General features: G+C 71.8%; 9 protein-coding genes and 1 tRNA gene. 9 read left to right on the top strand and 1 reads right to left on the bottom strand.

From position 1 onward, the window contains the following. The 3 genes from ICW24_RS18540 to ICW24_RS18530 all read left to right on the top strand — a co-directional run. Positions 1 to 247 (top strand): hypothetical protein (locus ICW24_RS18540; RefSeq protein ID WP_226347210.1); only part of this gene is annotated, 247 nt, incomplete at its 5' end. 330 nt (positions 248 to 577) lie between these two features. After that, the gene (locus ICW24_RS18535; protein WP_226347209.1) at positions 578 to 1,354 is read left to right on the top strand and encodes a site-specific integrase; all 777 of its coding nucleotides are present in this window, start codon (positions 578 to 580) and stop codon (positions 1,352 to 1,354) included. A 38-nt stretch (positions 1,355 to 1,392) separates the two neighbouring features. Further along, a complete protein-coding gene (locus tag ICW24_RS18530; protein WP_226347208.1) occupies positions 1,393 to 2,988 on the top strand; it encodes a hypothetical protein in 1,596 nt (531 codons plus the stop codon). Between the two features lie 218 nt (positions 2,989 to 3,206). Here the strand turns inward: ICW24_RS18530 and ICW24_RS18525 are convergent. Then, positions 3,207 to 3,290: transfer RNA gene (locus tag ICW24_RS18525), tRNA-Leu, on the bottom strand. A 150-nt stretch (positions 3,291 to 3,440) separates the two neighbouring features. Here ICW24_RS18525 and ICW24_RS18520 point away from each other — a divergent pair. The 6 genes from ICW24_RS18520 to ICW24_RS18495 are packed head-to-tail and all read left to right on the top strand — an operon-like array spanning position 3,441 to position 10,732. Then, complete coding sequence (locus tag ICW24_RS18520) at positions 3,441 to 4,469, top strand: FHA domain-containing protein (RefSeq protein WP_226347207.1); 1,029 nt, start codon at positions 3,441 to 3,443, stop codon at positions 4,467 to 4,469. A gap of 4 nt (positions 4,470 to 4,473) precedes the next feature. Further along, complete coding sequence (locus ICW24_RS18515; protein ID WP_226347206.1) at positions 4,474 to 4,944, top strand: FHA domain-containing protein FhaB/FipA; 471 nt, start codon at positions 4,474 to 4,476, stop codon at positions 4,942 to 4,944. A 4-nt stretch (positions 4,945 to 4,948) separates the two neighbouring features. After that, positions 4,949 to 6,208, top strand: coding sequence for a PP2C family protein-serine/threonine phosphatase (locus ICW24_RS18510; protein WP_226347205.1), 1,260 nt, complete (start codon positions 4,949 to 4,951; stop codon positions 6,206 to 6,208). Next, positions 6,205 to 7,587 carry an FtsW/RodA/SpoVE family cell cycle protein gene (locus tag ICW24_RS18505; protein ID WP_226347212.1) on the top strand — a complete coding sequence of 461 codons (1,383 nt, stop codon included), beginning with the start codon at positions 6,205 to 6,207 and terminating at the stop codon, positions 7,585 to 7,587. Before ICW24_RS18510 ends, ICW24_RS18505 begins: the two co-directional genes overlap by 4 nt. Next, the gene (locus tag ICW24_RS18500; protein WP_226347204.1) at positions 7,584 to 9,038 is read left to right on the top strand and encodes a peptidoglycan D,D-transpeptidase FtsI family protein; all 1,455 of its coding nucleotides are present in this window, start codon (positions 7,584 to 7,586) and stop codon (positions 9,036 to 9,038) included. The genes ICW24_RS18505 and ICW24_RS18500 overlap by 4 nt, the downstream gene beginning before the upstream one ends. Continuing rightward, on the top strand, positions 9,035 to 10,732 hold the full coding sequence (locus ICW24_RS18495) for a protein kinase domain-containing protein (protein ID WP_226347203.1): 1,698 nt from the start codon (positions 9,035 to 9,037) through the stop codon (positions 10,730 to 10,732). The genes ICW24_RS18500 and ICW24_RS18495 overlap by 4 nt, the downstream gene beginning before the upstream one ends. Positions 10,733 to 10,770: the final 38 nt, after the last annotated feature.

The raw sequence follows: 10,770 nt of genomic DNA, 5'->3' as shown, positions 1-10,770 counted from the left end.
GGGTACAGCCCGCTACGCTTACTCACCTGAGAAGTGCCCTTCAGATCCTGCGGTTATCGACTTCAGCAATCGACATCCTTGCAGGTCAAGGGCACTTCTCGCGTTCAGGGGTCACTCACCCAATGAAATCTCCGGGCTAGCGAAGCAGCTCTATGACGTCGCCCTGACCGACGGCCGATCCGTGACGGCCGTCCATGCCGACCTCCTCGCCGCCGCCCTCGAGTGCCGCGGAGCCGCGATGGACTGAGCCGCTCGACGCAGGACGCCGACAAGCGAAAGGCCCAGAGCTGGAACTCCGGACCTCGTCGCGAATCTCTTCAGCGAGTAGTGAGCTCGCTGCCTTTCATTCACTTGCGCAAGCACCCTGAGGGGGTACTTCTATGTCTTCAACACGTCCAGAGTGCTCTTCTGGAACTGAGAACGTCAACCGCCACGCCGGCGGCGAGGAGCCACGGGCCGCCGTGTTCCGGTACGTGCCGCACGCGATCCCGGACGACGAGTGGGCGCCTGTCGCGGACTTCACGCGGGAGTCCGTCCTTCTTGTCCACCCGGGAGTGAACGACAGGCCATCGAGGCGATGCGGACGGTGTCGCAGTTCGTCGCGTGGGCACATCGAGAGGGCTACCCGCTGGATCGGGACCGGATGTTCGTCCCCGACGCGGTCGAGCGGTACATCGCGGTCGCTGCCTCGCACTTGGCAGTGTCCTCGCGCGCGACCCGTCGCTCGGACCTGCGGCGCTTCTCCAGGCAGATCACGACGAAGGCACCGTGGGCGCCCGATCCGCCGCAGCTGAAGCAGCGCAGGACGCTCGTGCCGTTCACCCAGGACGAGATCACGCGCTTGTGGGAGATCGCCAACGACCAGAGCACGAAGATCCGCCGTCGCCGCTTCACCGGGTACCTCGCGCTCGGTCTCGGCGCGGGGTTGCACCCGCACGAGATGTGGAAGGCCAACGTCGGCGACCTCGAGACGGTCCACGGTTTCCTCTGCGTGCGCGTCACCGAGAGCAGGCATCCCCGGGTGGTGCCGATCACCGCACCCAACGACGAGATTCTCGCCGGCTTCCTCACCGAACCGGCCGGCGCGCCGATCCTGGCGTACCGGCCGAGGAAGTGGGACCGCTCACCCTTCCACGAGATGCTGCGCAAGGCCGACGTCCCGCCCGGCTGTCCGACGATCACCCCAGCGCGGCTGAGGGCCACCTGGATGGTCGAACACCTCACCCACGGCATGTCCATGGGCGGGCTCACCACGCTGGCCGGCTTCACCTCGTGGCGGTCCTACCAGCCTCTGCAGCAGTACATCCCGCAACCGGACGAGCCCACACTGTTCGCCCAGGCGGTCCGCCGGTGAGCCGATCGCGACGGCCTCCGAGCGCCCTTGGTTCGCGGTTGAGCTCGGACGCGACGCCGGCCAACCCGATGACAGACGAACAGCGCATCGCGCGGGCCGTCGCGGTCGCGACCAGCGAGATCGCTGTGAAGCTCTGCGCGGCGGCGGAACGGCGGACCGGACGGCCTCGCCTCATCCCGCTGGCAGGGGTCCTCGCCGCCTACATCTTTCACGCCACCGGCGAGCCGCACACGATGACCACCTCCGGCGTGTGCCGGTCGGTGAAGAAGCTCAAGCCGAGGCAACGAGCGGCGCTCGGGATCCCGAAGCGTATGCAGGTCCGTTACAAGCGGATGCACTCCGGCTGGCGGGCGATCCTGCGCGTCGTCGAGCACGGGGTCCTGGTCGAGCACCACCATGAGCTCAAGGTCGATCCGGATACCGGCGAAGCCCTGCCCTGCCCGGAGGGTTGCCCGTTCGAGCAGGTCGGCCTGGACGAGCTCACGACGATGCTCATCCAGGCCAGCCTCCCGCCGGAGTTCGACCGACCCCCAGCGGTGGCGATCGACGGCACCGACATCGAGAGCCACACCAGGCCGCACAAGAAGCACGTCGATGCCGAGGGCCGCGCCTTCTGGTCAGCTGACCCCGACGCTCGCTGGGGACACCGCACTGCGACCGACCGCCGCCCCACCGAGCACTTCCTCGGCTATGAAGCCCACCTCGCGACGTACGCACCGCACGGCGGCTCCGAACCCATCCCTCAGGTGGTGGCGGGCCTCGCGTTGCGACCAGGAATCCGTGATCGCGCCCGAGCCTGCCTGAACATCGTCGACGCCCTGCCACCTTTCACTGACCTGCTCGTCGACCGTGGCTACACCACGGCCAAGGGCAACCAGCTCGCCGGCCCGCTCCGCGACCGAGGCATCACCGTGACGATGGACCTGCACAAGACCCAACGGGTGGTCCGGCCCGGCCCTGAGGCCGGCACGGTCTGGGTCGACGGCAGCCTCTACTCCAGCGCCCTCCCCGAGACCCACCGCACGCTCGAGGCACCCACCGCTGGCATGAGCGCCGCCGAAAAGGCACGACGCCGCGAAGCATTCGACGCCCGCGAGCCCTACCGGTTCGTCCCACACGCCAAGCGCGACACGACACGCGGGACGCAGCGCTTCCGCGGCCCAGCAGTCGACGGGCATCCGTTCAAGGTCCGCTGCCCGAACACCCCGGCGTCGATGCGGATGCCGCACACCATCCCCACCACGACCTGCGTCCCAGGCGAGCCGTGCGGGTGCGGGAAGACCATCACTATCCACGACAGCCTGCTCGAACGCGACCGTCAGCACCATCCCTGGCAGTCGACCCGTTGGGCGCTGTCCTTCAATCGGCGCACCCTCGTCGAGGGCCTCATCGGCGCCAACCGCTACCAGCGGCTCAGCGTCAACCGCGGCTTCTTCCGACAAACTGGGCTCGTCGCGACCGCACTGCTCATGGCTGTCACCCTGGGCGGACACAACCTCGTCAGCCTGCACGCGTGGCACACAAGACGCGGGCGACCCGAGCCGTGGCAGGTCCATCTCGGGGAGCCCGTCGACGACCGACCACTCGACAAGGCCACCCGGACCCGCGGCCGACGCAGGCGCCCGACCGACTGACCGGCCTGGCCCCAGCCACTCACACCACACGAAGGCAGCGCCAGCCTGCCCGGAAACGGATCAGAGACAACGAAACCGGCCTCACGGTATACCAATCGGCGTCGACGGAGGCCTCGGGGACCGTCACGACCCCCGGAACGGCGAAACTCCCGGCCGGAACATCTCCGGCCGGGAGTTTCGGGAATCCAAAACAAGTAGTTCAGGGAACTACCCATCGGTGCGCGAGGGGGGAGTTGAACCCCCACGCCCTTTCGGGCACACGGACCTGAACCGTGCGCGTCTGCCTATTCCGCCACTCGCGCGCGCCTCCCAAGAGTGCCAGACGCCGCGGGGATCGTCCAAACGGGATGGGGCCCGTCCCGGACCCGTCGGTCCGTCGGGCCCTTGGGTCCAGGACTCTGTCAGGGGGTGCCGATACGCTGGAACGAGGCTGGGAACCGGGAGGGGTGACCGTGGGACTGTTCGATCGCGTCGAGCGCACGCTCGACAGGGTGATCAACGGCGCCTTCGCGCGCGCCTTCAAGGCCGAGGTCCAGCCCGTCGAGATCGCCGCCGCCATGCGCCGGGCGATGGACGACCGGGCCGCCGTCGTCGGCAAGGGCCGCACGATCGTGCCCAACGCCTTCACCATCGAGCTCGACCCTCACGACCACGACCGCCTCACCCAGTACGAGGACGTCCTCGTCGACGAGCTCGTCGCCTCCGTCGAGGAGTACGCGGAGTCGCAGCACTACCAGCCGGGCGGGCCGCTCCAGGTCGACTTCGTCGTCAAGGACGACCTCGACACCGGGGTGTTCCGCGTCCGGCCGAGCACGACCTCCACCCCGGCGCGCCGGCGTCGGGGGCCGGCCGCGCCGAGCCCCGCCGCCTCTCGCGCCGAGCGCCGCGCACGCCGCGACGCCCAGGAAGAGGCGGCCGCGGCCGACGAGCTTCCCCGCCGCCACAGCCCGCACCCGCCCGAGGCGACGTCCCAGCCCGAGGGCGAGATCGCCGTGGCGGGGCGCGCCGCGTCCGCCGCCGCCGGCGCCACCGCGGGCGTGGCCGCCGCCCGGGAACGCGCGCTGCGCCAGGACATGGACGGGTGGCCGGTCGACGACGACGTCGACGGCGCCGATCCGGACGACGCGCCGACCTCCACGATGACGCCGGCGGCGGCCGAGCCGCCTCCGCCGCTGGTCGACCCGAGCCACCGCCCGTGGCTCGAGATCGACGGCGACACTTACCCGCTGCTCGGGGCGATCACCGTCCTCGGCCGCGACGAGACCGCCGACATCACGCTCTCCGACGCCGGCATCAGCCGGAGGCACTGCGAGATCCGGGTGACGCACGACGGCCCGCACCTCGTCATCGGGCTGCGCGACCTCGGCTCGACGAACGGCACGTTCGTCAACGGCGAGCGCGTCGACACGACCCGCCTGTCCGACGGCGACCGCGTGACCATCGGCCGCGTGACCTTCGACCTGCGCACGAAGGGTCGGTGAGCGCATGAGCGAACTGACCCTGTCGGCCGTGCGACTCGGCGTCCTCGTGCTGCTGTGGCTGTTCATCTTCAGCATCGTCGGCGTCCTGCGCAGCGACCTCTACGGCACGCGCATCGTGCACCGGTCGGCCCGCGGCCGGAACACGATCCGGCCGACCCGCAGCTCCCCGACCCGGCCCCGGCGCGGGTTCAGCATCCTTGCGGTCGTCGACGGGCAGATGCGCGGCACGACCGTGCCGCTGCGCGAGGCGGGGGTGCTGCTGGGCCGCAACCCCGAGTGCACCCTCATCCTCGACGACGACTTCGCCTCGGGGCGGCACGCCCGCGTCTACTACGACGACAAGTCCTGGTACGTCGAGGATCTCGGCTCCACGAACGGCACCCACGTCAACGGCGAGCGCATCGACGCCCCCACGCCCCTCACCGACGGCACGCAGTTGCGCATCGGCGCGACCGTGCTGGAGCTGAGGCGGTAGCTCCATGACGATCGCCGTGCGCTACGCGGCGCGCACCGACGTGGGTCTGGTGCGCTCGCGCAACGAGGACTCGGGCTACGCCGGCCCGCACCTGCTCGCCGTCGCCGACGGCATGGGCGGGCACGCGGGCGGCAACGTCGCGAGCTCCCTCGTGCTCGCGCGCCTCGCGCCGCTCGACGGCGACAGCCACGGCGCCGACGACGCCCTCGAGCTCCTCGCCGACACGATCGCGGACGCGAACCGCTCGCTGACGAAGGCGATGGCCGAGAACGGCGAGCTGCACGGCATGGGCACGACGCTGACGGCGCTCCTGCGCTGCGGCCCCACCGGCCTCGCCCTCGTGCACATCGGTGACTCCCGCGCCTTCCTCCTGCGCGGAGAGCAGTTCACGCAGATCACGAAGGACCACTCCTTCGTGCAGAGCCTCGTCGACGCCGGCCGGATCAGCGCCGAGGAGGCGGAACACCACCCGCAGCGCTCGCTCGTCACCCGCGTGCTCACCGGCGCACCGGAGGACGAGCCCGACCTGTCGATGCGCCAGGGGCGGATCGGCGACCGCTACCTCATCTGCTCCGACGGCCTGTCCGACTACGTCGCCCGCGACACGATCGAGGAGGTCGTGCGCGACGGCGAGGGCGTCGACGCGACCGCCGCCCGCCTCGTCGACCTCGCCCTCAAGGCCGGCGCGCCCGACAACGTCACGTGCGTCGTCGCCGACGTCGTCGACGCCACCTCCGGCCCCCCGACGCAGCCGCAGATCGTCGGCGCGGTGGCGGAGCGGCGGGCGGGTGCCCTCCCCACGCAGGCCCTCAACCCGGCCCAGAAGGCCGCGGCCCTGCGCCGCCAGGCGACCGGCGCCCCCGACGAGGACGACGACCCGGGCGACGACGAGGGCTTCTCGCGCCCCGGCCTGCGCGTCGTCGCGCTCCTGCTCGTCGTGCTGCTCGTGCTCGGCGGGGCCGGGTACTCCGGCTACCGCTGGACCCAGGCCCAGATGTTCATCGGTGAGTCCTCCGGGCGCGTCACCGTGTTCGACGGCATCCCCCAGAAGCTCGGCCCCGTGTCCTTCGCGTCGGTCCGCGAGATGACCGACATCGACGTCGACGACCTGCCGCAGTTCTACCGCGACAAGCTCGAGGCGACGATCCCCGCGCACAACCAGGTCGAGGTCGGCTCCCGCGTCGACGAGCTGCGCAACCAGGCCGAGCTGTGCGTGCAGCGCCGGACAGCGGGCATCGCCTGCGGATCGGCGGCGAGCTCGTGACCACGGTCTCGTTCTTCGTGCCGCGCACCCGCCGCAACGTCGAGCTGCTCCTGCTGCTCTTCGCGGTGGGGATCGTGCTGCTCGCCTACCTGTCGGTCGGGCTGGCCGTGGGCGGCGCCGTGCCGATCGACATCGTCACGCAGGGCTCGTGGCTGCTCGGGTTCGTCGTCGCGTTCCACCTCGTCCTGCGCTGGCGCGCCGCCTACGCCGACCCCGTCGTCCTGCCCATCGTCACGCTGCTCAACGGGCTCGGCGTCGTCATGATCCACCGTCTCGACCTCGCCGAGGGGCGCGACCTGGCCGAGGCCTTCGCGCCCCGGCAGCTCATGTGGAGCGGCCTCGGGATCGTCATCGCCGCCCTCGTCATCGTTGCGCTGCGCGACCACCGTCGGCTGCGCCGCTACACGTTCACCGCGATGGTCGCGGGCCTCGTGTGCCTGCTGCTGCCGCTCGTGCCGTTCCTCGGGGTCGAGCTCAACGGCGCGCGGATCTGGATCCGCGTCGCCGGGTTCTCGTTCCAGCCCGGCGAGGTCGCGAAGATCCTGCTGACGATCTTCTTCGCCGCCTACCTCGTGCAGACCCGCGACGCCCTGGCCCTCGCCGGCCGGACCGTCCTCGGCTTCCCGCTGCCGCGGGCCCGGGACCTCGGCCCGATCCTCGTGGCGTGGCTCTCGAGCCTCGCGGTGCTCGTGCTCGAACGCGACCTCGGGACGTCGCTGCTGTTCTTCGGGCTCTTCGTGGCGATGCTGTACGTCGCCACCGAGCGCATCAGTTGGATCACCATCGGCCTGCTGCTCTTCAGCGGCGGGGCCTACGTGGCGTACCTGCTCTTCGGCCACGTCCGCCAGCGGGTCGAGTTCTGGCTCGACCCGTGGTCGCCGGAGGCCCTCGCCCAGTCGAGCCAGCTCGTCGACGGCCTCATGGGGATGGGCGCGGGCGGTCTCTTCGGCACGGGGTTGGGCCGGGGCAACCCGCAGATCACGCCGTTCGCCGAGAGCGACTTCATCATCCCGAGCTTCGGCGAGGAGCTGGGGCTCATCGGCCTGTGCGCGATCCTCATGCTGTACGTCCTCTTCGTCGAGCGCGGCCTGCGCACGGCGCTCGGCACGCGCGACGGCTTCGGCAAGCTGCTCGCCACCGGGCTCGCGTTCTCCGTGGCGCTGCAGATCTTCGTCGTCGTCGGCGGCGTCACCCGCGTCATCCCCCTCACGGGCCTGACCTCCCCGTTCCTGTCCTCGGGCGGCTCCTCGCTGCTCTCGAACTGGGTCATCGTCGCGCTCCTGCTGCGCATCAGCGACCACGCCCGCCGGCCGACGCCCGACGAGGCGCCGCCGCCGGTGACCCCGCCGGCCGGCCCCGGGAAGGCGGTGATCGCGTGAACAACCCCATCCGGCGGCTCGCCGTCGTCATCGCCGCCATGTTCTGCGCACTCCTCGTCGCCTCCTCGTGGATCCAGTTCGCCCAGGCCAAGGAGCTGCGCGACCGCCCCGGCAACCGCCGGACCCTGCTGGCCACCTACGCCCAGGAGCGCGGCGCCCTCCTCGTCGACGGCGAGGCCGTGGCGCGCTCGGAGACGACCGACGACGAGTTCAAGTACCAGCGCACGTTCCCCCAGGGCAGCCTGTACTCCCACGTCACCGGCTACTACTCGTTCATCTACGGCGCCGGCGGCGGCCTCGAGCAGTCGGCCGACGACCTCCTCACGGGGCAGTCCGACCAGCTCTTCTACCGCCGGCTCGGCGACCTCGTCTCGGGGCGACGGCCCACCGGCGTCAGCCTGGAACTGACGATCGACCCCCGCGCGCAGAAGGCCGCGCAGGACGGGCTCGGCGATCAGCGGGGCGCCGTCGTCGCGCTCGAGCCGAAGACCGGCAAGATCCTCGCGATGGTCAGCCACCCCGCCTACGACCCGAACCGCCTCGCCGGCCACGACGCGTCGCAGGTGCAGGAGGCGTGGCGCGAGCTCAACGCCGACTCGGGCCGGCCGCTCGTCAACCGCGCGATCCGCGGCGACCTGTACCCGCCGGGGTCGGTCTTCAAGATCGTCACCGCCGCGGCGGCCCTGTCCTCAGGCCGCTTCGACGAGAACTCGACCCTGCCGGGGCCTGAGCGCCTCGACCTGCCCGACACGAGCGCGACCCTGCCGAACCACGACGGCGGCGCGTGCTCGGGCGGCCGGCCGACGATGACGCAGGCGCTCGAGACGTCGTGCAACACGGCCTTCGGCTGGCTGGGCCTCCAGCTCGGCGGGACGGCGCTGCGCGAGCAGGCGGGCAAGTTCGGCTTCGGGCAGGCCGTCGAGATCCCCATGCGCGCGACGGCGAGTACCGTGCCCGAGCAGCTCAACCGGCCCCAGGAGGCGCAGGCGGCCATCGGGCAGTACGACGTGCGGGTCACCCCGCTGCAGGTCGCGATGGTCAGCGCCGCGGTCGCCAACGGCGGGGCCGTCATGAAGCCGTATCTCATCGCCCAGAAGCGCGCCTCCGACCTCGAGGCGTTCGGGCAGACCGCCCCGACCAAGCTCGGGCAGGCGGTGAGCGGTGACGTCGCGGCCGCGCTCACCCGCATGATGACCAAGGTCGTCGAGTCGGGCACCGGAACCCGGGCCCAGATCTCGGGGATCACGGTGGCCGGCAAGTCCGGTACCGCCGAGCACGGTGAGGGCCGCGACCCTCACGCGTGGTTCACCGCCTTCGCGCCGGCGGACGACCCCAAGGTGGCCGTCGCCGTCGTCGTCGAGGATGGTGGCAATGCCGGCAGCGAAGCAGCCGGCGGCAAGGTGTCCGCGCCGATCGCACGTGACGTGATGAAAGCAGTGATCGCCCCATGAAGTTCACCACCGGGTCCGTCTTCGGGAACCGCTACACCCTCGGCGATCGCATCGCCGTCGGGGGGATGGGCGAGGTGTGGCGCGCCACCGACCGCGTCCTGGGCCGGGTCGTCGCGATCAAGCTGCTCAGCCCCTCGCTCGCCGGGCAACCGGGCTTCACGCAACGCTTCCGGGAGGAGGCGCGCAACACGGCCGCGCTGTCGCACGGCAACATCGCCGCGCTCTACGACTACGGCGAGGACGACGGCGCGTCCTGGCTCGTCATGGAGCTCGTCGAGGGCGAACCGTTGTCGCAGATCATCAAGGACGAGGGCCCCCTCGACCCGGCCCGGGTGTCCTCGATCATGGGCCAGGCCGCCGACGCACTCCAGGCCGCCCACGACGCCGGCGTCATCCACCGCGACGTCAAGCCGGCGAACATCCTCGTCCGCCACGACGGCGTCGTGAAACTCACCGACTTCGGGATCGCGCGGGCCGTGGACGCCGTGCCGATCACCCGGACCGGCGAGGTCATGGGCACGGCGCAGTACATCTCGCCCGAGCAGGCGATGGGCCGGCACGTGGGCCCCGCGAGCGACGTGTACGCCCTCGGCGCCGTCGCCCACGAGATGCTCACCGGCCGGCGGGCGTTCGACGAGGGATCACCCGTCGCGACGGCGATGGCGCACATCCACAACCCCGCGCCGCCGCTGCCGACGAGCGTGCCCCAGCCGCTGGCCGGGGTCGTCATGGCGTGCCTCGCGAAGGACCCGTCGCTGCGTCCGCCCAGCGCGCGCGATGTCGCCCTCGCCCTCGCCGGTCAGTCGGCCGCCGTCACGCGCACGCAGCGCCTCGGCGAGCGCGCGGCCCGCACCGAGCGCCTCGGGACGGCCCGGCGCGCGGCCGTGCCCGCCGCCGCCGGGGCCGGCTCGACGACGGGCCTGCGCCTGGGCGACGAGGACGGTGCGGAGAAGAAGCGCGGACCGTGGATCTGGCTCGTGCCGCTGCTCCTCGTGCTCGCCCTCGTCGGGTGGGGGCTGTTCCAGTTCGGTCCGGGCCGCGAGCCCTCGCCGACGCCGACGACGACGCGCGTGATCACCCCGAGCTCGACCCCGACGGCGACGAGCTCGGCGCGGACCGTCGAGGTCAACCGCGACGACCTCGTGGGCCAGTCGTTCGCGTCGGCGAGCACCGCGTTGCGCCAGCTCGGTCTCGTCCCGGTGGCCCGCGAGGTCGACAGCGACCGTCCCGCCGGCGAGGTGCTCGACGTCGCACCGACCGGCGACGCGATCGCCCGGGGGACGACGATCACCCTGGACGTCTCGCGCGGCCCGCAGCAGACGACCCCGGCCACCACCCCGACGCCCACGCGGACCTCCGCCCCGGCGCCGACACCGACGAGCCAGGCCCCGTCGACGAGCAAGCCGGAGACCTCGGACGCCCCCGAGACCTCGGATACCCCGCAGCAGGACCCGACCGGGGGCTCCGCGGGCAACAACGCACCCGTCCCGCCCCGGACCTCCGAGGCGCCCGCCGACGACTCCGACGACGCGTCCGGCGCGGACGGCTCGAGCGGCGACTCCGCCTCGGCCGACGGCGCGGTGCCCGAGGGCACCGGCGCGAACGGTTCCGGCCAGGCGCGCCCGGTCCAGGTCCAGGGTGGGGCCGGGACCGACGGCACGGTCGAGAACGCCGGCGGAGGTGACGCATCGTGAGCGACCAGGGTGGGACGGGCGGGACGGACGAGCCGGAC

It is taken from the genome of Agilicoccus flavus (assembly GCF_014857905.1).
Classification (GTDB): Bacteria; Actinomycetota; Actinomycetes; order Actinomycetales; family Dermatophilaceae; genus Agilicoccus; species Agilicoccus flavus.
Note: the sequence above shows the minus strand (reverse complement) of the source record. Positions and strands in the feature narration are given on the sequence as shown.